Origin of the sequence: Pseudomonas sp. ADAK13 (genome assembly GCF_012935715.1) — a bacterium.
Classification (GTDB): domain Bacteria; phylum Pseudomonadota; class Gammaproteobacteria; order Pseudomonadales; family Pseudomonadaceae; genus Aquipseudomonas.
In genome coordinates, this window is the sequence record NZ_CP052860.1 from 7126115 (window position 1) to 7151690 (window position 25576).

Annotated in this window: 21 protein-coding genes and 4 tRNA genes; 9 read left to right on the plus strand and 16 right to left on the minus strand. The window is 59.4% G+C overall.

Features of this window, described 5'->3' with window-relative positions; all coding sequences use genetic code 11:
* The first annotated feature begins 33 nt into the window (after positions 1-33).
* Both HKK54_RS32835 and nhaA read left to right on the plus strand, forming a co-directional pair.
* Positions 34-1212 (plus strand): MFS transporter, encoded by a 1179-nt coding sequence (locus HKK54_RS32835; protein ID WP_169389161.1) that lies wholly within the window; start codon positions 34-36, stop codon positions 1210-1212.
* A 116-nt stretch (positions 1213-1328) separates the two neighbouring features.
* Positions 1329-2663, plus strand: coding sequence for a Na+/H+ antiporter NhaA (gene nhaA / locus HKK54_RS32840; protein WP_169389162.1), 1335 nt, complete (start codon positions 1329-1331; stop codon positions 2661-2663).
* A gap of 1 nt (position 2664) precedes the next feature.
* Here nhaA and HKK54_RS32845 read toward each other — a convergent pair whose 3' ends face one another.
* From HKK54_RS32845 to HKK54_RS32895, 11 genes are all read right to left on the minus strand, one after another.
* Positions 2665-3231, minus strand: coding sequence for an AAA family ATPase (locus HKK54_RS32845; protein ID WP_169389163.1), 567 nt, complete (start codon positions 3229-3231; stop codon positions 2665-2667).
* Positions 3232-3325: 94 nt separating this feature from the next.
* Positions 3326-5200, minus strand: a complete 1875-nt coding sequence (locus HKK54_RS32850) for a SurA N-terminal domain-containing protein (protein WP_169389164.1) — start codon at positions 5198-5200, stop codon at positions 3326-3328.
* A gap of 230 nt (positions 5201-5430) precedes the next feature.
* A complete protein-coding gene (locus HKK54_RS32855; RefSeq protein ID WP_003174819.1) occupies positions 5431-5703 on the minus strand; it encodes an HU family DNA-binding protein in 273 nt (90 codons plus the stop codon).
* Positions 5704-5849: 146 nt separating this feature from the next.
* Positions 5850-8246, minus strand: coding sequence for an endopeptidase La (gene lon / locus HKK54_RS32860; protein ID WP_003207858.1), 2397 nt, complete (start codon positions 8244-8246; stop codon positions 5850-5852).
* A gap of 151 nt (positions 8247-8397) precedes the next feature.
* A complete protein-coding gene (gene clpX / locus HKK54_RS32865) occupies positions 8398-9681 on the minus strand; it encodes an ATP-dependent Clp protease ATP-binding subunit ClpX (protein WP_003207856.1) in 1284 nt (427 codons plus the stop codon).
* 112 nt (positions 9682-9793) lie between these two features.
* Complete coding sequence (gene clpP / locus HKK54_RS32870; RefSeq protein WP_003174822.1) at positions 9794-10429, minus strand: ATP-dependent Clp endopeptidase proteolytic subunit ClpP; 636 nt, start codon at positions 10427-10429, stop codon at positions 9794-9796.
* A gap of 92 nt (positions 10430-10521) precedes the next feature.
* On the minus strand, positions 10522-11832 hold the full coding sequence (tig, locus tag HKK54_RS32875) for a trigger factor (protein ID WP_169389165.1): 1311 nt from the start codon (positions 11830-11832) through the stop codon (positions 10522-10524).
* Positions 11833-12235: 403 nt separating this feature from the next.
* Positions 12236-12311: transfer RNA gene (locus tag HKK54_RS32880), tRNA-His, on the minus strand.
* Positions 12312-12392: 81 nt separating this feature from the next.
* Positions 12393-12477 (minus strand) — tRNA-Leu (locus tag HKK54_RS32885).
* Between the two features lie 53 nt (positions 12478-12530).
* Positions 12531-12606: transfer RNA gene (locus HKK54_RS32890), tRNA-His, on the minus strand.
* 32 nt (positions 12607-12638) lie between these two features.
* A tRNA-Arg gene (locus HKK54_RS32895) sits at positions 12639-12715 on the minus strand.
* 230 nt (positions 12716-12945) lie between these two features.
* Here HKK54_RS32895 and folD point away from each other — a divergent pair.
* Together folD and pbpG are read left to right on the plus strand one after the other, a co-directional pair.
* Positions 12946-13800 (plus strand): bifunctional methylenetetrahydrofolate dehydrogenase/methenyltetrahydrofolate cyclohydrolase FolD, encoded by an 855-nt coding sequence (folD, locus tag HKK54_RS32900; protein ID WP_010166832.1) that lies wholly within the window; start codon positions 12946-12948, stop codon positions 13798-13800.
* A 209-nt stretch (positions 13801-14009) separates the two neighbouring features.
* A complete protein-coding gene (gene pbpG, locus HKK54_RS32905) occupies positions 14010-14942 on the plus strand; it encodes a D-alanyl-D-alanine endopeptidase (protein WP_029615757.1) in 933 nt (310 codons plus the stop codon).
* Between the two features lie 46 nt (positions 14943-14988).
* Here the strand turns inward: pbpG and HKK54_RS32910 are convergent, their stop codons facing one another.
* Positions 14989-15618, minus strand: coding sequence for a peptidase C39 family protein (locus HKK54_RS32910; RefSeq protein WP_010166827.1), 630 nt, complete (start codon positions 15616-15618; stop codon positions 14989-14991).
* 264 nt (positions 15619-15882) lie between these two features.
* On the opposite strand from HKK54_RS32910, the gene HKK54_RS32915 reads away from it, so the two are divergent.
* Entirely contained in the window at positions 15883-16044 is a 162-nt protein-coding gene (locus tag HKK54_RS32915; protein WP_010166825.1) for a hypothetical protein, read from the plus strand.
* A gap of 4 nt (positions 16045-16048) precedes the next feature.
* On the opposite strand, the gene HKK54_RS32920 is transcribed toward HKK54_RS32915, so the two are convergent.
* Entirely contained in the window at positions 16049-16459 is a 411-nt protein-coding gene (locus HKK54_RS32920; RefSeq protein ID WP_010166823.1) for a PA0061/PA0062 family lipoprotein, read from the minus strand.
* Positions 16460-16675: 216 nt separating this feature from the next.
* On the opposite strand from HKK54_RS32920, the gene HKK54_RS32925 reads away from it, so the two are divergent.
* Genes HKK54_RS32925 through HKK54_RS32935 form a run of 3 tightly spaced genes read left to right on the plus strand, consistent with a single transcriptional unit; the run spans position 16676 to position 22455 of the window.
* On the plus strand, positions 16676-19897 hold the full coding sequence (locus HKK54_RS32925) for an efflux RND transporter permease subunit (RefSeq protein ID WP_010166821.1): 3222 nt from the start codon (positions 16676-16678) through the stop codon (positions 19895-19897).
* Positions 19887-21053 (plus strand): efflux RND transporter periplasmic adaptor subunit, encoded by a 1167-nt coding sequence (locus tag HKK54_RS32930; RefSeq protein WP_010166819.1) that lies wholly within the window; start codon positions 19887-19889, stop codon positions 21051-21053. Before HKK54_RS32925 ends, HKK54_RS32930 begins: the two co-directional genes overlap by 11 nt.
* On the plus strand, positions 21037-22455 hold the full coding sequence (locus HKK54_RS32935) for an efflux transporter outer membrane subunit (protein ID WP_169389166.1): 1419 nt from the start codon (positions 21037-21039) through the stop codon (positions 22453-22455). Before HKK54_RS32930 ends, HKK54_RS32935 begins: the two co-directional genes overlap by 17 nt.
* 98 nt (positions 22456-22553) lie before the next feature.
* On the opposite strand, the gene HKK54_RS32940 is transcribed toward HKK54_RS32935, so the two are convergent.
* Positions 22554-23006, minus strand: a complete 453-nt coding sequence (locus HKK54_RS32940) for a hypothetical protein (RefSeq protein ID WP_169389167.1) — start codon at positions 23004-23006, stop codon at positions 22554-22556.
* Positions 22984-23367 (minus strand): polymorphic toxin type 44 domain-containing protein, encoded by a 384-nt coding sequence (locus HKK54_RS32945; protein ID WP_237151037.1) that lies wholly within the window; start codon positions 23365-23367, stop codon positions 22984-22986. Before HKK54_RS32945 ends, HKK54_RS32940 begins: the two co-directional genes overlap by 23 nt.
* 431 nt (positions 23368-23798) lie before the next feature.
* Between HKK54_RS32945 and HKK54_RS32950 the strand changes: the two genes are divergently transcribed.
* Positions 23799-24047, plus strand: a complete 249-nt coding sequence (locus tag HKK54_RS32950; RefSeq protein ID WP_169389168.1) for a DUF6124 family protein — start codon at positions 23799-23801, stop codon at positions 24045-24047.
* Positions 24048-24173: 126 nt separating this feature from the next.
* On the opposite strand, the gene HKK54_RS32955 is transcribed toward HKK54_RS32950, so the two are convergent.
* A complete protein-coding gene (locus HKK54_RS32955; RefSeq protein ID WP_169389169.1) occupies positions 24174-25457 on the minus strand; it encodes a Zn-dependent hydrolase in 1284 nt (427 codons plus the stop codon).
* Positions 25458-25576 lie beyond the last annotated feature (119 nt).

Genomic DNA, 25576 nt, shown 5'->3' on the forward strand with positions numbered 1-25576 from the left:
TGCCCTTTCGTCTGAAACCCGGAGCCACGAAACATGAGCGACAGCGCCTTATCTTCCCCGAGCCTTGCGGCGAGCCGTGAGCGACTGCCCCTGGGCGGCTTGCTGGCACTGGCAACCGCCGGCTTTATCACCATCCTCACCGAGGCCATGCCGGCGGGCCTGCTGCCGCAAATGGGCGCCGGTCTTGGAGTGCCCGACGCCCTGGTGGGCCAGTTGGTAACCCTCTACGCCCTCGGCTCGTTGCTGGCGGCCATTCCCCTGACCATCGCCACCCGTGGCTGGCGCCGGCGGCCGTTACTGATGATTGCCATCGGCGGGTTTGCATTGGTCAACAGCGTAACGGCGTTCTCCAGCGACTACCTGTTGACCCTGGTGGCCAGGTTCTTCGCCGGGGTGTTCGCGGGGTTGCTCTGGGCGCTGCTGGCCGGTTACGCCAGCCGCATGGTTGCACCGCACCTGCAAGGGAGGGCGATTGCCGTGGCCATGCTTGGCGCGCCACTGGCGTTGTCACTGGGCGTGCCTGCCGGGACATTCCTGGGCACCACGGTGGGCTGGCGCCTGAGCTTCGCGATCATGAGCGGCCTTACGGTACTGCTGCTGGCGTGGGTGCGCTGGCAGGTTCCGGACTTTGCCGGGCAGCGAGCGGAAAAACGCCTGGGGCTGCGCCAGGTATTGGCATTGCCGGGGATTCGTCCGGTGCTGTTTGTGACCTTCACCTACGTGCTGGCCCACAACATTCTCTACACCTATATCGCGCCGTTCCTGGTGCCCGCCGGACTGGCCGCAGACATCGACCAAGTGTTGCTGGTATTTGGCCTGGCAGCGCTGCTGGGCATCTGGATTGTGGGTGCGCTGATTGATCAGCGGCTGCGCGCCTTACTGGTGATCAGTTGCGGGATGTTCGCGTTGTCGGCCCTGGCACTGGCGTTCTGGATCACCTCGGCGGCCGTCATCTACACCACGGTGGCGTTGTGGGGGCTGGCGTTTGGCGGACTGCCCGCATTGCTGCAGACGGCGCTGGCCAAGTCGGCCGGGGATTCAGCCGATGCGGCGCAGTCGATGCTGGTCACCGTGTGGAACCTGGGCATCGCCGGTGGCGGGCTGCTGGGCGGCATGTTGCTGCAGGGTTGGGGCGTGACGTCGTTTCCATGGGCCGTCGTCGCATTGGTCGTACTGGCCCTGCTGGCGACACTTCGTTTAAGCGATGTTTAAACAGAAACGTGACGTGATGTTTCTTAACTCTTATGATCGCACCGGGTGCGCTGCTGCATACGCTACAGCGCAGGTTAAAGGATAAGCATTGGTCGGGCCGCCAATGGAGACTTGTCGTGCCTGATAAACACCCTGCTATTCCTCGCCCCCAGGTTTTGGTTGAAGGCGCGCTGTCTGCGCTGGAACGGTTTTCACGCATCGAAGCGGTCAGTGGCATCGTGTTGCTGCTGGCGGCGATCATCGCGCTGATCTGGGCCAACAGCCCCGTCGCCGATTCCTACGAACACTTCTGGAACACCCCACTCACCATCGGGCTGGGGGACTTCACCGTCTCGCGCTCATTGCACTTCCTGGTGAACGACGGGCTGATGACCATCTTCTTCCTGGTGGTGGGCGCCGAAATTCGACAGGAGATCAGGGACGGCGCGCTCGCCAACCTGAAACTGGCCACCTTGCCCCTGGGTGCTGCGCTGGGTGGCGTGCTGATGCCGGCGCTGATTTACACTCTGCTCAACCATGGCACCGTAGCGGCCAGCGGTTGGGCGGTACCCACTGCCACCGACATCGCATTCGCCGTGGGTGTGCTGGCGCTGTTGGGTAAATCCATCCCCGCCGGCGTGCGCATCCTGCTGCTGGCACTGGCGATCATTGATGACATCGTCGCCATCCTGATCATCGCGATTTTCTATACCGCCAGCCTGGACTACATGGGCCTGGTGATTGCGGCCTGCGGGCTGGCGCTGGTGCTGATTTTTCAGCGGATGGGAATTGGCAAGGCGGTTGTGTACCTGCTGCCGGGGGCGATTGTCTGGTTTGGCCTGCTCAAGACCGGTGTGCATCCTACGCTCGCCGGCGTGATGCTGGGCCTGATGACGCCCGTCACGTCCAGGCCCACCCGGGAACGCCCTCTGGACACCATCGGGCGCACGTTCAACGAGCTGATGGAGCGGCTTTCGCAATCGGCTGAAAGTGCCCATCAAGTCGCCAAACCATTAAAGCAACTGAGACAGGCCCAGCGGGAAATGCTGCCGCCGGTGCAACGTATTCAAGCGGGCTTGCACCCGTGGGTCGCCTTTGGCGTCATGCCACTGTTTGCCCTGGCGAACGCAGGGGTGAGCCTGCAGGGTTTCAACCTGGACGACCCGCTGCCCCACGGCGTGTTCATGGGCGTGATACTGGCGCTGGTGCTCGGCAAGCCGCTGGGTGTGATGCTGGCGAGCGTGGCGCTGGTGAAACTGAACATCTGCCAATTGCCGGAGGGCGTGACCTGGAACGGCGTCGCCCTGGTGGGCCTGCTGGCGGGAATTGGTTTCACCATGTCGATCTTCATCTCGTCGCTGGCCTTCTCCGACCCGACGCTACTGTCGGCCGCCAAGCTGAGTGTGCTGACGGCGTCGTCCCTCGCCGCAGTGATTGGCCTGAGTTGGGGCAAGCTCAAGTTTGCGCGCTGACTCAATCGTGGGTTGACGGCTGTTGAGTCAAACCGGAAATCGCGGCGACGACCTTTGTCACACTCTCGGCGACCGCGATTTCCCCGTTTAATCGAATGGCCGGTGTCGTCAGTTGCTTGAGCCACCGCTCATGCCTGGGCCGGCTGCGCCCGGCCCGGTTGCCCGCCTCATAGCTCTCGGCCCATATGAGAAACTTCTGATAGTTCTCGTGCATATCCCCGCCCGGCAAGATCCGCATGCCGAACCGTTGCGACTCGCGCGACTTCAAGCGCTCTATTCGCAGTGCCGTTGGCGTATCGACGAACACCACCAGGTCCGCATCTTGAATCACCTCGGCGCCCCAGCCGTCCATTGATCCGGACAGCACCCAAGGGCCGTCTGCCAGCGCTTGAGTCAACAGCGCGACCCGTTCTTCAGGGGGGCGTGATTTCTCAAAGGGAGGATCCGTTGGGTACCAGTAGTAATCATCGACATCCACATGCGGCAGGTTAAGCCTGTCAGCCAAGGCGCCGCCCAACGTGCTCACGCCTGCGCCCGAAGCCCCGCTGATATAAATCCGTTTGCTCACTGTTTGGCCTCCTGGGTTACGTATCTGAATACTACGTAAAAAAAAGACCCCGGCCTCTTCAGGCCGGGGTCTTTTTATTCAGGCGGTAACGAGATCAGAACTTCTTGATCTCAGCCTTGGTTTCCAACTGCTTGCGATAGGCGGCGAAGTCTTGCTGGCCGACACGGGACGCGAGGAAGCGGCGGTACTGAGCCTTCTCGTCATCGGTCGGTGCAGCCGCTTCGTTGACCGCGTTCAAGCGCACGATCATCAGGCTACCGTCTGGCAGGGTCACGCTGGTGAAGGTCGGCTTGTCCTTGGCCGCAGGCTTTGGCATGCGGAACAGGGCTTGCAGCACCGCTGGCTCGACGCCTTCCTGGCCACGGGTGGCCGCTTCGGTGACTTTCCAGGCCTGGCCATCAACCGGCTGGTTGAGCGGTGTCTTGCCATCACGCAGGCTGGCAATCAGCTCGTCCGCGTGAGTCTTCGCCGCAGCGCTTGCGCGCTCCTTGGTCAACTGGGCGCGGATGGCAGTGGCAACGCTTTCCAGCGGCAGCTGGGTAGGCTTCAAGTGCTCTTTGGCACGCAGCACCACGATGGTTTCCGGATCCAGCTCGATGGCGGTGCTGTTGGCACCTTCATCCAGTACTTCAGGGCTGAATGCAGCGGTCACCACGGCACGGTTTGCCGCGATACCTTCGCCACCTTCACGGCCAAACGGCGCAGAGGTGTGCACGGTCAGCTTCAGGTCCGACGCCGGCTGGGCCAGGTCGGAAGCTTCGAATGCAGCGTCTTCCAGCTGTTTGGTTGCATCGACGAAACGCTGTTCAACCTGTTGGGTCTTGAGCTCGCGGGTCAGCTTGTCTTTCAGGCTGGCGAACGATGGCACTTCCGGTGCTTCAACGCCCAACAGCTTGATCAGGTGCCAGCCGAAGCTTGAACGCACCGGTGCCGAGACCTGGTCCTTGTTCAACGCATACAGCGCTGTTTCGAAGGCCGGGTCGTAGACGCCAGGACCCGCGAAGCCGAGGTCACCGCCGTTGTTCGCCGAACCCGGATCCTGGGAGAACTCTTTCGCCAGGGCTTCAAACTTCTCGCCCTTGGCCAGACGTGCCTGGATCTCTTCGATCTTGGCCTTGGCCTGCTCGTCCGTTGTCTTGTCGTTGACTTCAATCAGGATGTGCGCCGCACGACGCTGTTCAGCGAGGTTGGCGGTTTCTTTCTGATAGAGGGCTTGCAGCTCATCGTCCTTGACCGCGACCTGGTCAAAGAAGGAAGCCTTCTTCAGCTCCAGATAGTCGATGACCACCTGGTCCGGGGTCATGAACTCTTTGGCGTGCTGGTCGTAGTAAGCCTTGACCTCGTCGTCGGTGAGTTTCACCGCCGCCGGATCAGCCTTGACGCTGACAGTGGCGAAATCGCGGGTCTGTTTTTCCAGACGGGCAAAAGCCAGCACTTCGGCATCAGTCACAAAACCGCTGCCGGCAATGCCTGCACGAACCTGCCCGATCAGCATTTCCTGGCTCAGCATCTGACGGAATTGCATACGGCTGTAGCCCAGCTGACGGATCACCTGGTCGAAACGCTCGGCGTTGAACTGGCCATCCACCTGGAATTCCGGTGTCTGCAGGATCACTTGATCCAGCGCAGCTTCGGAGAAAGCGAATTTCGAATCGGCCGCGCCTTGCAGCAGCAGCTTGCGATCGATCAGGCCTTTGAGGGCGGCGTCGCGCAGCAGTTTTTCGTCCAGCAAGGAAGCATCGAAGTCCTTGCCCAGCTGTTGCATCAGCTGACGACGTTGCATGTCGACGGCCTGGCCCAGTTCGCTTTGGGTGATTTCTTCACCGTTGACCTTGGCCACGTCCTGCTTGTTGTTGGTCGAAGCCTGAAAAATAGCCTCGATACCGGTGAACGCCATCAATGCGACGATGATCCCGATAATGGTCTTGGCAATCCAGCCTTGTGAATTGTCCCTGATATTCTGCAGCATGCGTCCCCCAGAAACGGTTGAACTTCAAAATTAGGCAACCGTGGAGCGTGGGTAGAGTCCGGATAGAAGAAAGGCGCATCCGAGGATGCGCCTTCTCGTAACTGGCGGAGCGGACGGGGGTTTGAACCCACACCCCCGGCGTGGCGACCCGATGGATACTTGGGTCAGCTGCCGCTCCGCTGCCAGGTCAGACCTGCGTCCGACCCGGATGGGTAAGGCTTGAACGAAGCTTAGTTAACGGCTTCTTTCAGGGCTTTACCGGCTTTGAAACCTGGTTTTTTGGCAGCGGCGATTTGCAGAGCCTTGCCAGTCTGTGGGTTACGGCCAGTGCGAGCTGGACGATCGGTCACAGAGAAAGTACCGAAACCAACCAGTACCACAGAGTCGCCGGCCTTGAGAGCGCCAGTGACGGATTCGATTACTGCGTCCAGCGCACGGCCAGCAGCGGCTTTCGGGATATCAGCAGATGCAGCGATAGCATCAATCAGTTCCGACTTGTTCACTCTAAGTCCCCTTATATCTATTGAGTATGATTCTAAGTTTTTTGGTGAAAGCAAAAACCAGTGCTGAATGGCCTACAGACACTTAAGAGCCGCTTTATAACAAGGGCTCTAAAAAGCTGTCAAGGAAGCCCCCAGGCTTAAACGTATTAATGCGTGCTAATTCTTTCCTTAGAGTCAGTCTCGCGTTTTTCGTCCTTCGCGACTATCTCCGGAGCCACATCTGGCAAGGGCTCCGGCGCGTATTGCAGCGCAATTTGCAGGACCTCGTCAATCCATTTAACCGGTTTAATCTGCAGATCCTGCTTGATATTGTCAGGAATCTCCTTCAAGTCGCGAACATTCTCTTCAGGAATGATCACGGTCTTGATACCACCACGGTGTGCAGCCAGCAATTTCTCTTTGAGGCCACCAATGGCCAGTACCTGGCCACGCAGGGTAATTTCCCCGGTCATGGCCACATCGGCGCGCACCGGAATGCCGGTCAGGGCTGATACCAGTGCCGTGCACATGCCTACGCCAGCGCTAGGGCCGTCTTTCGGGGTCGCCCCTTCCGGCATGTGGATGTGAGTGTCGTGCTTCTCGTGGAAGTCCAGGGGGATCCCCAGGCTCTTGGCGCGGCTGCGCACCACGGTCTGCGCGGCAGTGATGGATTCGACCATCACGTCACCCAGGGAACCGGTCTTGATCAATTGCCCCTTGCCCGGGATAACCGCGGCCTCGATGGTCAGCAATTCGCCGCCCACCTGGGTCCACGCCAGGCCTGTGACCTGACCCACCTGGTCCTGCTGCTCAGCCAGGCCGTAACGGAATTTACGCACGCCCAGGAAGTGTTCCAGCAGGTCGGCAGTGACCTTCACCGAGAAGCGTTTTTCCAGCGCATGTTCCTTCACCGCCTTGCGGCAGATCTTCGCCAGTTGACGCTCAAGGCCGCGTACACCGGCCTCGCGGGTGTAGAAACGAATGATGTCGCGGATGGCGTCGGCATCAAATTCGATCTCGCCTTTTTTCAGGCCGTTGGCCGCAATCTGCTTGGGCGAGAGGTATTTGACGGCGATGTTGATCTTCTCGTCCTCGGTGTAACCCGGCAGACGAATCACCTCCATCCGGTCCAGCAGGGCTGGCGGAATATTCATCGAGTTGGAGGTGCACAGGAACATTACATCGGACAGGTCGTAGTCGACTTCCAGATAATGGTCGTTGAAATTGTGGTTCTGCTCGGGGTCGAGCACTTCCAGCAATGCAGAGGCCGGATCGCCACGCATGTCGCTGCCCATCTTGTCGATTTCATCGAGCAGGAACAGCGGGTTGCGCACACCCACCTTTGTCATCTTTTGAATCAATCTTCCGGGCATCGAACCGATGTAAGTCCGGCGATGACCACGAATTTCCGCTTCATCACGCACACCACCCAAGGCCATGCGCACAAATTTACGGTTGGTTGCGTGGGCAATCGACTCCGCCAGGGAGGTTTTACCCACACCAGGAGGACCGACCAGGCACAAAACCGGACCGCGAATCTTCTTCACGCGCTTTTGCACGGCGAGGTATTCGAGAATGCGTTCTTTGACTTCTTCGAGGCCGTAGTGATCGGCATCCAGGATGTCTTCGGCACGGGCCAGGTCCAGACGCACTTTGGTCTGGGCCTTCCACGGCACCTGCACCAGCCAGTCGATATAGGAACGAACCACAGTGGCTTCGGCCGACATCGGTGACATTTGCTTGAGCTTGTTCAGCTCGGCAGTGGCTTTGGTCAAGGCGTCTTTCGGCAGGCCGGCGGCATCGATGCGCTTTTTCAGCTCTTCGATTTCGTTATGGCCTTCCTCGCTGTCACCCAGCTCTTTCTGAATGGCCTTCATCTGCTCATTCAGGTAGTACTCGCGCTGGCTGCGCTCCATTTGCTTTTTGACACGGCCACGGATGCGCTTCTCAACCTGCAGCAGGTCGATTTCGGCATCCAGCAGCGCCAGGACGTGTTCGACCCGGGCAGACAAATCGATGATTTCGAGAATGTCCTGCTTCTGCTCGATCTTCAGCGCCATGTGCGCAGCCATGGTGTCGACCAGGCGGCTTGGCTCATCAATGCTGTTGAGGGAAGAGAGGACTTCTGCAGGGACTTTCTTGCCCAGTTGCACGTATTGCTCGAACTGGGACAGCAGGCTGCGAACAAACACTTCAGATTCGCGCTCAGGGGCGTCGACTTCGTCGATCAGCGCCACTTCGGCACGCAGATGGCCGTCCACTTCCATGAAGCGTTCGACCGCACCGCGCTGCTCACCTTCCACCAGCACCTTGACGGTGCCATCAGGCAGCTTGAGCAGTTGCAGGACAGTTGCAACGGTACCAACGCGATACAGGGCATCTTCGCCCGGATCATCGTCAGCAGGATTTCTCTGGGCCAGCAGCAGGATCTGCTTGTCGCCCGTCATCGCGGCCTCGAGGGCTTCGATAGACTTCTCGCGCCCCACGAACAGCGGGATAACCATGTGCGGATAGACGACGACATCACGCAACGGCAGGAGAGGCAATTCGATGGTTGTCTTCATGATTTCGCCTCTATGACAGATGAAAGTAAGCTTGAAACCAAGATGGGGGCTGCCTGCAAAAAAAACAAGCGTAATGGCATCAGTTAAACGCAGTAAAAACAAAGGGGCCCCTGAAGGCCCCTTTATTTTGTACAGCTCGGCGGTGCAACGCTTACGCGTCTGGCGCAGCCTTGGCAGCCGGCTCACTGTTTTCGTAGATATACAGTGGCTTGGACTTGCCTTCTATAACGCTTTCGTCGATCACCACTTTACTCACCTCGGACTGCGAGGGGATTTCGTACATGGTGTCGAGCAGTACGCCTTCGAGGATCGAGCGCAAACCACGGGCGCCGGTCTTGCGCTCCAGTGCCCGCTTGGCCACCGATTTGAGCGCGTCAGCACGGAACTCGAGGTCCACACCTTCCATCTCGAACAACTTGGCGTATTGCTTGGTCAGGGCGTTTTTCGGCTCGGTGAGGATCTGCATCAACGCAGCCTCATCCAGCTCGTCCAACGTCGCCAGGACCGGCAGACGGCCAACGAATTCAGGGATCAGACCAAACTTGACCAAATCGTCAGGCTCGACTTCACGCAGGGATTCACCGACCTTCTTGCCTTCTTCCTTGCTGCGTACTTCTGCACTGAAGCCAATGCCACCACGGGTGGAACGGTTTTGAATAACCTTTTCCAGACCGGAGAACGCACCGCCACAGATGAACAGGATGTTGCGCGTATCAACCTGAAGGAATTCCTGCTGTGGATGCTTGCGGCCGCCTTGTGGCGGTACGGAAGCAACAGTACCTTCGATCAGCTTCAACAGCGCTTGCTGCACGCCTTCACCGGAAACGTCCCGGGTGATCGACGGGTTGTCGGATTTGCGCGAAATCTTGTCGATTTCATCGATGTAGACAATCCCCATCTGGGCCTTTTCCACGTCGTAATCGCATTTCTGCAGCAGCTTCTGAATGATGTTCTCGACGTCTTCACCTACGTAACCGGCCTCGGTAAGCGTGGTTGCGTCGGCGATGGTGAAGGGAACGTTCAGCAGGCGAGCCAGGGTTTCTGCAAGCAGGGTTTTACCCGAACCTGTAGGACCGATCAGCAAGATGTTACTTTTGCCGAGCTCGACATCGTCACTTTTCTTGTCACGCTGGTTCAGACGCTTGTAGTGGTTGTACACCGCTACGGCCAGAACCTTCTTTGCACGCTCTTGACCAATCACATACTGATCAAGGATGCCGCTGATTTCTTTAGGCGAAGGCAATTTATGCGCGCTGCTTTCGGCCTGGGCTTCCTGCACCTCCTCACGGATGATGTCATTGCACAGGTCGACGCACTCGTCGCAGATAAACACCGAGGGGCCGGCAATCAACTTGCGTACTTCATGCTGGCTTTTGCCACAGAAGGAGCAATAGAGCAGCTTGCCGTTGTCCTCGCCGTTGCGGGTGTCAGTCATTCGTTCGATCCAAATCCGATAGGCTTGCAACACAAGATGAAGGCTATTGAGGGCTTTTTCAAGCCCACTGGTGGTCGGACCTGCCGACCAGCCCTATTTTGAGCTGCTTATATTAAGCGGGGCGCTTTTCGATCACTGCGTCGATCAACCCGTATTCACGTGCGGCTTCGGCGCTCATGAAATTGTCACGGTTGGTGTCGCGCTCGATCTCTTCCAGGGTGTGCCCGCTATGTTTGGCCATCAGCGTGTTGAGACGCTCACGAATGAAGAGGATTTCCTTGGCATGGATTTCGATGTCCGATGCCTGGCCCTGGAAACCGCCCAGTGGCTGGTGAATCATCACGCGTGAGTTCGGCAGGCAGTAACGCTTGCCCTCAGCACCAGCGGTCAGCAGGAAAGCACCCATGCTGCACGCCTGACCGATACAGGTGGTCGATACGTTCGGCTTGATGAACTGCATGGTGTCGTAGATCGACATGCCAGCCGTTACCGAGCCGCCCGGGGAGTTGATGTAGAGATGGATGTCCTTGTCCGGGTTTTCCGCTTCAAGGAACAGCAGCTGCGCACAGATCAGGTTGGCCATGTAGTCCTCTACCGGACCAACCAGAAAGATCACTCGCTCCTTGAGCAGGCGCGAGTAGATGTCATAGGCGCGTTCGCCACGAGCAGATTGCTCGACAACCATCGGGACCAGGCCGCCAGCGGCCTGGATATCAGAGTTCTGCTGAATATACGAATTACGGAACATGCTCTGCAGTTACTCCCAAATAGTCATGTCTTGAATACGCATAAGCCAGCGCGAGGCTGGCTTATGGGTGTATTTTCAAACGAGTTGAGCGATCAGTCGGCTTGTGCTGCTTCAGCCGGCTTGACTGCTTCTTCGTAAGAGACCGCTTTATCGGTCACCTTAGCCTTCTGCAGAACAGTATCCACAACTTGCTCTTCCAGCACAACCGAACGCACTTCGTTCAGCTGCTGGTCGTTCTTGTAGTACCAGGACACAACAGCCTCAGGCTCCTGGTAGGCCGAAGCCATTTCCTGGATCATTTCGCGAACGCGGGTTTCGTCAGGCTTGAGGTCGAATTGCTTGACCACTTCAGCCACGATCAGACCCAGTACAACGCGGCGCTTGGCTTGTTCTTCGAACAGCTCGGCCGGCAGTTGGTCAGGCTTGATGTTGCCACCGAACTGCTGAACAGCCTGCACGCGCAGACGGTCAACTTCGTTGGACAGCAGGGCCTTAGGCACTTCGATCGGGTTGGCAGCCAGCAGACCGTCCATCACCTGGTTCTTGACCTTGGATTTGATGGCCTGACGCAGTTCACGCTCCATGTTCTTGCGAACTTCGGTGCGGAAACCTTCGATACCGGTTTCCTTGATGCCGAACTGGTTGAAGAATTCTTCGTTCAGTTCTGGCAGCTTAGGCTCGGAAACGGTGTTGACGGTCACGGTGAACTCGGCGGTTTTGCCAGCCAGGTCCAGGTTCTGATAGTCAGCCGGGAAAGTCAGGTTCAGAACGCGCTCTTCGCCGGCTTTAGCGCCAACCAGGCCGTCTTCAAAACCAGGGATCATGCGGTTGGAACCCAGCACCAGCTGAGTGCCCTTGGCGGAGCCGCCAGCGAATGCTTCGCCGTCTACCTTGCCAACGAAATCGATGTTCAACTGGTCTTCGTTCTGGGCGGCACGATCGGCCACTTCAAAACGGGTGTTCTGCTTGCGCAGGATTTCCAGCATGTTGTCCAGGTCCGAATCAGCCACTTCAGCGCTCAGGCGCTCGATAGCGATGGATTCGAAACCGGCAACGGTGAACTCCGGGAACACTTCGAAGGTTGCGATGTATTCCAGGTCCTTGCCTTTTTCCAGCACTTTCGGCTCAACCGAAGGAGCGCCGGCCGGGTTCAGCTTCTGCTCAACCACAGCTTCGTAGAAGGAAGACTGGATGACGTCGCCTACTGCTTCCTGGCGCGCATCAGCTTCATAACGCTGGCGAATCACGCTCATTGGCACTTTGCCCGGACGGAAGCCGGCAATCTTGGCCTTTTGGGCAGTCTGCTGCAGACGCTTGTTGACCTGAGTCTCGATGCGCTCAGCCGGCACGGTGATGCTCATGCGGCGCTCAAGAGCAGAAGTATTTTCAACAGAAACTTGCATGGATATTCCTCGTTGCACAGACGTTAGCCGGCCGTTTCCGACCCCAGAATCAAGGGCATGCATTCTAGTGGGTCAAACTCAAGAAGTCACCCTACTGAAAACGGGTAAAAAAGCAGCAGGCAATTTATAGGTGCGAATGCACGAATGCACCTCGCCCCGGTAGCAAATACATCCCATCACGCCAGGGCTCTGCGCCAACCCTTCTATATATAGAAGCGGTTGCCGATCATCTCCCTGACAACCGACCCTGCGAGCAAGGCCGGCGGGCAGCGCGGCATCATCGAGCAACATAAATACGACGAAACGCCCTGCCCTTGCAGCCCAGCACCTGCGACCGCGTTGAAACTTCAAACCGCTGAAACAAAAAAGGCGCCAGACTATTAATCTGGCGCCTTTCGAAATATGGGGTGGACGAAGGGGATCGAACCCTCGACAACGGGAGTCACAATCCCGTGCTCTACCAACTGAGCTACGCCCACCATATTGCGTGACCAAAAAGCCTGTCAAAACGGCTATTTGTTGAGCCTCGCGACGACCAGCAGGCCTTCACGAAACTTATTTGGTGCGGATGAAGAGACTCGAACTCTTACGCCTCGCGGCGCTGGAACCTAAATCCAGTGTGTCTACCAATTCCACCACATCCGCATGAAGCTCTTAAAGCAAAGGCGCCAGACTGTTAATCTGGCGCCCTTTGAATATGGGGTGGACGAAGGGGATCGAACCCTCGACAACGGGAGTCACAATCCCGTGCTCTACCAACTGAGCTACGCCCACCATATTGCGCTACTTGTGCCAAAGCTGCCTAATGGCGCACCCGGCAGGACTCGAACCTGCGACCATCCGCTTAGAAGGCGGATGCTCTATCCAGCTGAGCTACGGGCGCCTTATTAATCTGTACTCTTGGAGGATTACAAACTAACCAGTGCTAGGCTGTGCCCGACAAGTGCGACGAATAGTATAGATGCACCCGAAACCCGTCAAATCCTTTTTATAAAAAATTCATTTTATTTAAGGGGTTAGGGGAATTTGCAGACCAAGCGCCTTTGCCCTCACGCCATGGCATGCGAGAATGCGCGCACTTTTCTTCCCCCTCTCGATGGTTAATCACGCGTAATGACTGCACAACTTATCGACGGCAAATCAATCGCCGCCAGCCTGCGCCAGCAGATCGCCAAACGAGTCGCCGAGCGCAGCCAACAAGGCCTGCGCACGCCGGGCCTCGCGGTGATCCTGGTCGGCAGCGATCCTGCCTCTCAGGTTTATGTCTCGCACAAGCGTAAAGACTGTGAAGAGGTCGGCTTTATTTCCAAAGCCTACGACTTGGCTGAAGACACCACCCAGCAGGCCCTCACCGACCTGATCGACAGCCTCAATGACGATCCGGCCATCGACGGCATCCTGCTGCAGCTGCCGTTGCCCGAGCACCTGGACGCGTCCAAATTGCTCGAACGCATCCGCCCGGACAAAGACGTCGACGGTTTCCACCCTTATAACGTCGGCCGCCTGGCCCAGCGCATCCCGCTGCTGCGCCCGTGCACCCCGAAGGGCATCATGACCCTGCTGGAAAGCACCGGCGTCGATCTGTACGGCCTGGATGCCGTAGTCGTGGGCGCATCCAACATCGTGGGGCGCCCGATGGCCATGGAACTGCTGCTGGCCGGCTGCACCGTGACGGTCACCCACCGCTTCACCAAGGACCTGGCCGGCCACGTTGGCCGCGCCGACCTGGTGGTGGTTGCCGCCGGCAAGCCGGGCCTGGTCAAGGGTGAGTGGATCAAGGAAGGCGCCATCGTGATCGACGTGGGCATCAACCGCCAGGACGACGGCAAGCTGGTGGGCGATGTGGTGTACGAAACCGCCCTGCCCCGTGCCGGCTGGATCACCCCGGTACCGGGTGGCGTTGGCCCGATGACCCGCGCCTGCCTGCTGGAAAATACCCTGTACGCAGCCGAAACCCTGCACAGCTAATAACCAGCCGCTCTGAAAAAGCCCTGCCTTATCGCAGGGCTTTTTATTGGCCGGATAAAAAGTACTTTTTTCTTTGTTTTTAAGGGGTTTCATCTGTTTCTAGAAGAACATTCGACAGTTTCTGATCCATACTTCTAGAATGTAACGTTATTTGTCAGAACCTCCGTTGCAGAACGGTATATCCCTACTTTTTTAGCGAGTTCATCCGCGTGAAAATTCATCTTTCCATTGTCAGCCTATTTTTTGCATTTACAGGCACCTTCGCGAGCGCAAGCGAAACCACGATCGCCCCCCGCGACATGTCCACCCTGCACATCGCCTCCGGCAGTGCGATGGTGGTGGACCTGCAGACCAACAAGGTCATCTATGCCAGCAACCCGGATGTCATCGTGCCGATCGCCTCAGTGAGCAAACTGATGACCGGCCTGATCGTGCTGGAAGCCAAGCAGAACATGGATGAATACATCGACATCAACATCAAGGACACGCCGGAGATGAAAGGCGTGTTCTCCCGGGTCAAGATCGGCAGCGAGATGCCGCGCAAAGAGATGCTGCTGATTGCCCTCATGTCTTCGGAAAACCGTGCCGCCGCCAGCCTGGCCCACCACTACCCGGGCGGTTACCCGGCGTTTATCGCGGCGATGAACGCCAAGGCCAAGGCGCTGGGCATGACCAGCACCCATTATGTTGAACCTACCGGCCTGTCGATCCACAACGTGTCTACCGCTCGCGACCTGAGCAAGCTGCTGGCCGCCGCACGCAAATACCCGATGCTCAGCCAGTTGAGTACCACCAAGGAAAAGACCGTCTCGTTCCGCAAACCCAACTACACCCTGGGCTTCTCCAACACCGACCACTTGATCAACCGCGCCAACTGGGACATCAAGCTGACCAAGACCGGCTTCACCAACCAGGCCGGCCACTGCCTGGTGCTGGTCACCAGCATGGGCAATCGCCCGGTGTCGCTGGTGATCCTCGACGCCTTCGGCAAATTCACCCACTTTGCCGATGCCAGCCGTATCCGCAGCTGGGTCGAGACTGGCAAGAGCGGCTCCGTGCCAGACGTGGCGCTGCGCTACAAGGCTGACAAGAACCTGAAGAACCGTCCACGGGCAAATGTCCAGGTGACCGAGTCCCGCTGACAGGTAAACAGCGGCATAAAAAAACGGCGCCCTTGAGCGCCGTTTTTTATTTGGCCTGACTGGCCAGGGTCTTGACCGCCTGGGCCGCTGCCTGTTCCTGGCCCGCCTGGGCCGTGGCACTGGCAGCCTGCTGCCAGCGCTGGGCGTCGACCTTGACCGGCAACTGGGTAGGCCGCTGAATCAGCACGGCCCACTTGCCGCCGTCTTTCCATGCCGACTCAAAGGCGCTGAAGTCCATCGGCATGCGACGCGCCAACCCCGACCGCAGCAGCACCATGCTCTTCTGCTTGTTGTAGCCCACCACCACGACATACCGCGGCCCCGCCCAGAAGGTCGAACCCTGGGTGATACGCGCCATCACCGGGTACCCGGCCGCGACCTGCGCCAGCATCGCCGGCAACTGCTCGTCCAGCGGGTACACCAGCATCCCGTATTCACGGGCCAGCACCTGCATGTTGCGCTCGAGGTCTGCCTCGGCGCCCGGCAAATGCAGCGGCTTATCCAGCAAGCCCGGTGTAATCACAATGCCTTGTTGAGACAGCATGCTGGCCAGAGCAGCCGGGCCACCGAGGTAAGTCTCGCCGCGAAACGCCGGCACGCCCTTGAGCTCGACGCTCTCCGGCAGGCCCGGGATGCTCGTGGGTTTTGGGTGCGAGGAGCAGGCTGCCAGCCCCATGAAACAGGCTGCGACCCACCAGGAGGTTTTAATGTTCGAGGGAAACCGCAACTTCGTCACTCACTTGATCAACGGCCGACGTGGGCCCTGATCATAGGACGCTCTTGAGCGCGGGTATAGCCTTGTACCGCAGTAAAAGGCCCGCCATAGAGCAAACAAGTTGGACGCACACGACCATTGGTCAATAGCAGGCAACCTGCGGATAGCTAGACTGTCCATTGAGAAGACAGTGTGTGCCCTGTACCGGGCGAAAGGAGGCACTTAATGAGCCTGACAACAACGATTTTGCTTTTGATCTGTGGCTGGCTGGCCGTCGCCGCCGCCATGCTCTGGGGCGTGATGCGCGTAACCCGTCGCCACCATCACCCTCAAGTAAAACCCGCAGCACCCGGCAAGCTGCACAAACCCGCCGGGCACCACGCCTGACGCCTTAGCCAGGCATGCAGCTGAAGTCTTCAGTCTGCGCCAATTCCTTGCCGTGGCTGTCCTTCAACTCGGCGCGTACCGTGGTACCGAGGCTGGATTCCACCAGGGTGTAATGCTCGCCGGCCTTGAAGTTGCCGTAGGTAACATGCCCGCGACAATCCTGCTGGTTGTCATCCCCCGCCTCTTCTTCAAACAAGGTGACATCCAGGCGATGGGCGCCGGGTTTCACTTCGAAGTAGCGACCATCATCAATGTTTTTCCCGTCTACCCGCTCGGCCATCAGGTCGTTGGGAGCCTCTTCTTGCAGGCCGATCCAGGCTTCGCTCGGGTCCGCTTTCGGAATCGGGCCGGCGCACGCCGACAACAGCAGGACCGCACTCAAGGCCGGGATCAACAACAAGGGTTTAAGAGACATGGCAGAACTCCAAATGGATAAAGAGTGAACGGGCAAAACGACTTCCGTTCGATCGGTATCCAGCTTGGTACTGTCACCATTATTGAACAAATGAATACATATGAAAGGATCTTCAGCCGTTAACTAAATCTTCCTTCACCTGGCTGAAAGGTGCGTGTTAGGTGGGTCCGTCAAGACTGCGAGCGTTTGCAATCCCACTCCTTTGGAGGTTACGGCATGCTCGGGCTGGTAAAGACCGCACTGCTCAAGCCCTACACGTTTATCGTGCTGGCAATTTTCATCTGCATCATTGGGCCCATGGCGGCCTTGCGTACCCCCACCGACGTATTTCCCGACATTGGCATCCCCGTAGTCGCGGTGGTCTGGCAGTACAACGGCCTGTCTCCGGACGCCATGGCCGGTCGCGTGATCTACACCTACGAACGCTCCCTGAGTACCACCGTCAACGACATCGAACACATTGAATCGCAGTCGTTACCCGGCATGGGCATCGTGAAGATTTTCTTCCAGCCCGGCGTGGATATCCGCACCGCCAACGCTCAGGTAACAGCGGTGTCACAAACCGTACTCAAGCAGATGCCACCGGGCATCACCCCACCGCTGATCCTCAACTACAGCGCCTCCACGGTGCCGATCCTGCAGATGGCGTTCTCCAGCCCCAGCCTGTCGGAAGCGAAGATCCGCGACCTGGTGCAGAACAACATCCGCCTGCCGCTCAGTGCCCTGCCCGGCCTGGCCATGCCAACCCCGATGGGCGGCAAGCAACGCCAGATCACCCTCGACCTCGACCCGCAGGCGCTGGCCGCCAAAGGCCTGTCGGCGCAAGACGTGGGCAACGCCCTGGCCTTGCAGAACCAGATCATCCCCGTGGGTACCGCCAAACTCGGCCCCAACGAATACACGATTTTGCTCAACAACAGCCCCAAGGCGATTGATGAGCTCAACGACCTGCCGATCAAGACGGTCGACGGCGCAATCATTACCATCGGCCAGGTGGCCCACGTGCGTGACGGCTCGCCGCCGCAGACCAATATCGTGCGCGTCGACGGCCACCGTGCCGTGCTGATGCCAGCCCTGAAAAACGGCAGCATCTCCACCCTGTCGATCATCGACGGCATCCGCCAGATGCTGCCGCGCATCAATGAAACCCTGCCGCCTTCGCTGAAGACCTCACTGCTGGGGGACGCCTCGGTGTTCGTCAAACAGTCGGTGGGCAGCGTGGCCCAGGAAGGCATCATCGCGGCCCTGCTGACCAGTGCGATGATCCTGCTGTTCCTCGGCAGCTGGCGCTCGACCATCATCATCGCCGCCTCGATTCCCCTGGCAGTGCTCTCGGCCATCGCGCTGCTGGCGGCCACCGGTCAAACCCTCAACGTCATGACCCTCGGCGGGCTGGCGTTGGCGGTGGGGATCCTGGTGGATGACGCCACGGTGACCATCGAAAACATCAACTGGCACCTGGAACAAGGCAAGGCGGTGAAGGACGCGATCCTCGACGGCGCCAAGCAAATCGTCGGCCCGGCGTTCGTGTCCCTGCTGTGTATCTGCATCGTGTTTGTGCCGATGTTCATGCTGCAAGGCATCGCCGGCTATCTGTTCCGCCCGATGGCCCTGGCGGTGATTTTCGCCATGGCCAGTTCGTTCATCCTCTCGCGGACATTGGTACCGACCCTGGCGATGTTCCTGCTCAAGCCTCATGTGCCGGAGCAGGGCGAAGGTCATCACCCGGAAGATGCATTCATCAACCACCACGAGGGCGACCAGCACAAACCCCAACGCAACGCCGTGCTGCAATCGGTGCTGAATTTCCAGCAGGGTTTCGAGCGTCACTTCTCCAACCTGCGGGACGTTTACCACAGCCTGCTGACCCTCGCCCTGGGCGCACGCAAGCGGTTCATCGTGGGGTTCCTGGCGTGCATCCTCGCCTCGTTCCTGCTGTTGCCAAGCCTGGGCCAGGACTTCTTCCCGGCCACCGACGCCGGCGCCATGGCCCTGCACGTGCGCTTGCCGCTGGGTACGCGGATCGAAGAAAGCGCTGCGGCGTTTGACCGGATTGAAGCGCGGATTCGCGAGATCGTTCCGGCAGACGAGCTGGACACCATCGTCGACAACATCGGCATCCCGCTGAGCGGCATCGACATGGCCTACAGCAGCAGCGGCACCATTGGCCCACAAGACGGTGACATCCAGGTCACCCTGAAAAAAGACCATGCACCGACTGCCGACTACGTGAAAAAACTGCGCGAAGCGCTGCCCGAAAGTTTCCCCGGCAGCCAGTTCGCATTCCTCCCGGCAGACATCAGCAGCCAGATCCTCAACTTCGGATCGCCGGCACCGCTGGACGTGAAAATCTCCGGGCGCAGCGATGAAGAAAACCGCGCCTACGCCATCGAACTGGAACGTCGCCTGAAACACATACCGGGCATTGCCGACCTGCGTATCCAGCAGTCCACCGGCTACCCGTCACTGCAGGTCAACGTGGACCGGATGCGCGCCAACGGCCTGGGCATTACCGAGCGTGACGTGACCAACAGCATGGTTGCGTCCCTGGCCGGCAGTTCGCAAACGGCGCCGACCTTCTGGCTCAACCCGGCCAACGGCGTGTCGTATTCGATCGTGGCTGCAACGCCGCAATACCGCCTCGACAGCCTGCCGTCCCTGGAAGCGCTGCCGGTGACCGGTGCCGATGGCCAGTCGCAGATCCTCGGCGGCGTGGCGACGATCTCCCGCGTGCAAAGCCCGGCGGTGGTGACCCACTACAACATCGAACCGACCCTGGACCTGTACGCCAACGTGCAAGGCCGCGACCTCGGCGGCGTCGCCAGCGACGTGCAAAAGGTGCTGAACGACATGGCCCCGATGCGCCCCAAAGGCGCGACCATCAGCCTGCACGGGCAGATCGATGCCCTCCATGAGGCGTTCAACGGTTTGAGCTTTGGCCTGCTCGGTGCAGTGGTACTGATCTACCTGCTGATCGTGGTCAACTTCCAGTCCTGGACCGACCCGTTCGTGATCATCACCGCACTCCCGGCGGCCTTGGCGGGCATCGTGTGGATGCTGTTCCTCAGCGGCACCTCATTGTCGGTGCCTGCACTCACGGGGGCCATCCTCTGTATGGGCGTGGCCACCGCCAACTCGATCCTGGTGGTGAGCTTCTGCCGAGAGCGCCTGGCCGAACATGGCGATGCACTCAAGGCGGCACTTGAAGCGGGCTACACACGCTTCCGTCCCGTGTGCATGACCGCCCTGGCGATGATCATCGGCATGCTGCCGCTGGCCTTGTCCGAAGAACAAAACGCGCCGCTGGGACGTGCCGTGATCGGCGGCCTGATCCTCGCCACCACTGCCACTTTGCTGTTTGTACCCGTGGTCTTCAGTCTGGTCCACGGTCGTCACCCTACTCGCGCTGCTGCTGGAGAAACCCCACATGTCGTCTGATCACAAACCCTCGCGCAAGCGTCTGATGCTCATGGGTGTCGGCGGCCTGACACTGGCCGCCCTGTTGGTCGCCAACGGCCTGCACGCCCGTACGATGCATGAAAAATCCGTCACTGCCTGGACTGAAACCGCCGCTGTCCCGCAAGTGCTGGTATTCCAGCCCAAACAGAACGCGGCCGGCGACACCCTGCGCCTGCCCGCGCACCTCGAAGCCTGGAGCAAGGCACCGATTCATGCACGGGTCAGCGGTTACCTGAAAGACTGGAAAGTCGACATCGGCAGCCAGGTCAAGGCTGGGCAAATCCTCGCCGAAATCGACAGCCCAGACCTCGACCAGCAAGTGGCGCAAACCCACGCTCGCATGGTGCAGGAACAGGCCAATGCACGCCTGGCGGAAACCACCGCCACCCGCTGGAAAAACCTGCTGGACAGCCATTCGGTTTCGCGCCAGGAGGCCGATGAAAAAACCTCGAATGCCCTGGCCGCCAAGGCCAACGCCCAGGCTGCCGAAGCTGACTATGCACGGCTCTCGGCGCTGGAAGACTACAAGACCATCCGCGCACCGTTCGCCGGTGTGATCACCGCGCGCAACACCGATATCGGCCAACTGATCAAGGCCGACAGCGACAGCGATCCGGAGCTGTTCGACATCGCCGACACCCACCAACTGCGCCTCTACGTGCCGGTGCCGCAGAACTATGCAGCAGTGATTCATCCGGGGCTCGCCGCACAACTGACGGTACCCGAGCATCCCGGCGAACACTTCAGCGCGAAGCTGATGGGCGACTCCACCGCCATCGACCGCCGCTCCGGCACCTTGCTTGCGCAGTTCGTGGCCGACAACCCGGACGGCAAGTTGCTGCCCGGCGACTACGCAGAAGCCACCCTGGCCATCCCGGCCGATACCCATGGCGTGAGCATCCCGGCCAGCGCATTGATCTTCCGCGCCGAAGGCACCCAGGTCGCGGTACTGGATGCAAAGAATCACGTGCACCTGCAAGACATCCACATCGGCCTCGACCTGGGCGAACGCTTGGTGATCGACCAGGGCCTGAAACCCGCCGACCGCGTGGTCGACAACCCGCCCGATGCGTTGCGCGAAGGCGACGCCGTGCAAATGGCCGACGCCGGAGGTGCCCATGCGCCCAAGGCTTAAACCCCTCGCGGCCCTGGTATTGCTGGCACTGCACGGTTGCTCGCTGGCGCCCACCTACAAGGCACCGACCCTCGACCTGCCGGCCAAGTACCGCGAACAGACCAGCGACGGCCCGTGGCACAGCGCGCAACCGTCCGATCAACTGGCGCCGAAGTGGTGGCAGCTGTACCAGGACCAGCGCCTGAACGACCTGCAGGAACAACTGCTCAAGGCCAACCCGGACCTCGCAGCGGCGCTGGCGCATTTCGATGCGTCCCAGGCCTACGCCAGCCAACTGCATGCCGGGTTGTTCCCGCAAATCACCGCCAGCGCACAACCGTTGCGCCAGCGGCAATCAGACAGCCGGCCGCTGCGGGGCGATACCCAGCCTTCGGTGTACAACAGCAACACGGCCGGTTTTGCGCTGAGTTTTGATCTGGATCTGTGGGGCAAAATCCGCAACCAGGTGGCAGCGGGTGACGCACAGGCACAAGCCTCCGGGGACGATTTGGCGGTGGCACGCCTGAGCCTGCAGCATCAGTTGGCGACGCTGTACGTGCAGCTCAACGGGCTGGATGCCCAGAGCCGGATCCTCAGCAGTTCCCTGGACGATTTTGGCCAGGCGTTGCAACTGACCCGCAGCCGGTATGAAGGGCAGATCGCCTCGGAACTCGACCTGACCCGCGCACAGAACCAGCTGGCTGAAGCCGAGGCGCAGCTGGATGACGTGCGTGGCCAGCGCAATCTCACCGAGCATGCGATTGGGGAGTTGGTGGGCGTCTCCGCCAGCGAATTCCAACTGCCGCCGAGCACGCAACTGATCGCGTTGCCGGGAATACCACACCAGCTGCCGAGCCATCTGCTGCAACGCCGACCGGATATTGCGGCGGCGGAGCGACGGGTGTTTGCCGCCAACGCGAACATCGGGGTGGCGAAGGCCGCGTGGTACCCGGACTTCAGTTTGACCGGGTTGATTGGCGGGCAGACCCAGGGTGTCGGTAACTTGTTCTCGGCGGCCAATCGGTATTGGGCGTTGGGGCCGCTGGTCAACCTGCCGATCTTTGATGGCGGGCGGTTGAGTGCGAATGAGCGCCAGGCCAAAGCCGAGTTTGAAGAGGCTTCGGCGCATTACCGTAGCCAGGTTTTGCGGGCGGTACGTGAGGTGGAAGACAACCTTGGGCAATTGCGTGACTTGCAGCAGGAAGCGATGGATGAACAGGCCGCCGCGAATGCAGCCGAGCACACGCAGGCGCTGGCGATGAACAGTTATCAGGCGGGCGCGGTGAGTTATCTGGATGTGGTGACGGCGCAGACGGCGGCCTTGCAGGCGCAGAGGACGTTGCAGGCGGTGCAGACGCGGCAATTGCAGGCGAGTGTAGGGTTGGTGACGGCGCTGGGTGGCGGCTGGAAGCCCGACGCCTGATACCCATCTCAAGAACAACGAAGATCAAATGTGGGAGCGGGCTTGCCCGCGATGACGGTGGATCAGTCAAACATATCTAGACTGAGCCACCGCCAATTTCAGCCTTCCGGCCGACTATTCAAAAAAACACTCACCACGGTGTAATCCCTGCCATTGGCATGTCGATACAGCGTACTGCTGTGATAGTCAGATACCTCTCCCGCCACGGACACAGTAATCGCAGCGCCCTGAACATCAATCTTTGCCGCTGCGTCACTCGTAACGAGAAATGGACTGGCATCCCTCAACGCAGCCAATATTTCACTATCGTCCTTCAGGTTGCGGTAAACGTAATATCGATAGCTGAACGGAACAGTTGCACCTCCACGATCATCCTTGACGCCATAAACGGCCCCGTCGCCGCCAAGTGGCACTCGCAGCACAACCTCTGCCAATTGCGGGCGACCCGGCGAAAGCAGCCATTCACCGCCGATATACACCAGGCACAGCGCCAGCAGGATCGTAGTGACAACGGAGTAAACCGACTTTCTAGTGGTTCCTGAACCTGGCATACCTGATTCCTTCCTTGATCCAATATTGGTCGACCGGATCATCACCGAAAGGTGCCTCTCCCCACCAACGACCGAACTCGGGTTTAACCGTGCCGGCTCTGGTTTGGCCAAGCCCAGCTGCGCGCAAAAGCACTTCTTCGCTGAAACCTGCCGCGATCCCCACGGCACCATAATGAAAGTTACCAAAGGCTTCATATTCTTTGGATAGTTGCCTGTAGTCCCAAGGACCGCGATTGCGGACCTGAGTATAAAACCAAGAGTACATAAACGCCGAACCAGCCTTCAGAACGTTCTTTTTGTGGAACGCGGTGGCCATGTTTTCGTCGAGCGATGCGCCGGGTGGTGGCATGGGGTTAGCCATCGAATGCTTCCTCTGCATTAGGTTTTTGCGTGGCGGAACCTAACACTGGAAGGCCGAAATGATGAGCGGCTCAAGGAACAAAAGAGACTTCGTACAAAGAATAAAGACATGCCTTACAACGCACCCTCGAAACGACATATTTCCTACGTTTCTTTCGGGTTGCTGGTGGGAACGGGGCCCACTAGTCTTCGTCGGTCGCTGCCAATTCAGCGACCGGACGTGAGAAATCCGAATGACTCCATTGGCGCAAAAGCGCCCGCCGTATACAGTGCAGGCGCTTTTTCTGTGCTCGCTGTTATGGCGGCTGTACGCGGGCACGCTTCGGCGTGGCCAAGCTCCTGGGGTCTTGGTTTTCTCACTCCGCGTACAGCTGCCACCTTCGTTCGTGAGAAAAACCTGGTGGTAGTCCCTAACTCTCCAGGAACTACATCATGATCAAAGACAGTCCAAACCCTCCTTCCGATTCAAACCTGCTCTTCACCCTCCGTCCTGGTCTCGATACCGAAACCCTGCTGGTTAACGCCTCTCAGGATCTGGAGTCCATCAATGCCATTGCCGCGCACCTGGCCTTTGAGGTTGATGGTTCGCAGCGCAGTGTGGTGCTGGGGATGTGTCGGATGCTGGAAGGCGTGCAATTGCTTGTAGATCGGGTGGTGGATGTGACGGTAGCCGCGCGCTGACCCTTTAACTGTGGGAGCCGGGTTTGCCCGGGATGACGGAGTGTCAGGCACCGCCTACTGTGTCTGAAACACTGCTATCGCGGGCAAGCCCGGCTCCCACAGTTGATCAGTGTGAAGCCGGTTGATTCAGGCGGCCAGCTTGCCGCTGGCAATCGCCTGTGATGCCGCCACCATCGCGCGCAACAACACCGCACACCCCGCCGCCAGGTCATCGGGCGCTGCGTTCTCGATTTCGTTATGGCTGATGCCGCCTTCGCACGGCACAAAGATCATGCCCGCCGGCCCCAGTTCTGCGACGAAAATCGCGTCGTGCCCTGCCCCGCTCACAATGTCCATGTTCGACAGGCCCAGACCATTGGCCGCATCCCGCACGGCATCCACGCAGCCTTTGTCGAAGTACAGCGGCGGGAAATCGGCGGTGGGTGTCATCTCGAAGGTCAGGCCGTGCTTGGCGCAGGTTTCGTCGATCACCTTGCGCACCTGGCCGATCATCGAATCCAGTCGCGCCGGTTCCAGGTGACGGAAGTCCAGGGTCATGCGCACTTCGCCAGGAATCACGTTGCGTGAACCCGGATAGGCTTGCAGGCAACCGACGGTGCCGCAGGCGTGAGGCTGATGGCCCAGCGCGGCCGCATTGACGGCGGCGACCACAGCAGCGGCGCCTACCAATGCGTCTTTGCGCAGGTGCATGGGCGTTGGGCCGGCGTGGGCCTCGACGCCGCGCAGTTTCAGGTCGAACCATTTCTGGCCGAGGGCGCCCAGCACCACGCCAATGGTTTTCTTTTCATCCTCAAGAATCGGGCCTTGCTCGATATGCGCTTCGAAATACGCGCCCACCTTGTGCCCGCTCACCGGCCGGGAGCCGGCGTAGCCAATGGCATTCAGCGCGTCACCCACGGTTACACCGTCGGCGTCGGTCTTGGCGAGCGTGTCTGCCAGGGTAAATTTCTCGGCAAACACGCCGGAGCCCATCATGCAGGGCGGAAAGCGCGAGCCTTCTTCGTTGGTCCACACCACCACTTCCAGCGGCGCTTCGGTTTCCACTCTCAAGTCATTGAGGGTGCGCAACACCTCAACGCCCGCCAGCACACCAAAACACCCATCAAACTTGCCACCGGTGGGCTGGGTGTCGATATGGCTGCCGGTCATCACCGGCGGCAATTCGGGATTGCGCCCCGGCCGGCGGGCGAAGATATTGCCCACGCCATCGATGGTCACGGTGCAGCCAGCCTCCTCGCACCACTTCACAAACAGGTCGCGGGCCTGGCGATCGAGGTCGGTAAGGGCCAGGCGGCAGACGCCGCCTTTGGGCGTAGCGCCGAGCTTGGCGAGTTCCATCAGGGACAGCCACAAACGGTCGCGGTTGATGTGCTGATGGGTGGATTGCAGAACGTCTGCGGCAGCGTTCATGGGGATCTCCTCAGGCTACTTTTTTATATGAATCGACTCGGTCAACGGTGGGAGCTGGCTTGCCTGCGATGCGGGCGACTCGGTCTTTCAGTTGCACCGGGTCGATGCCATCGCAGGCA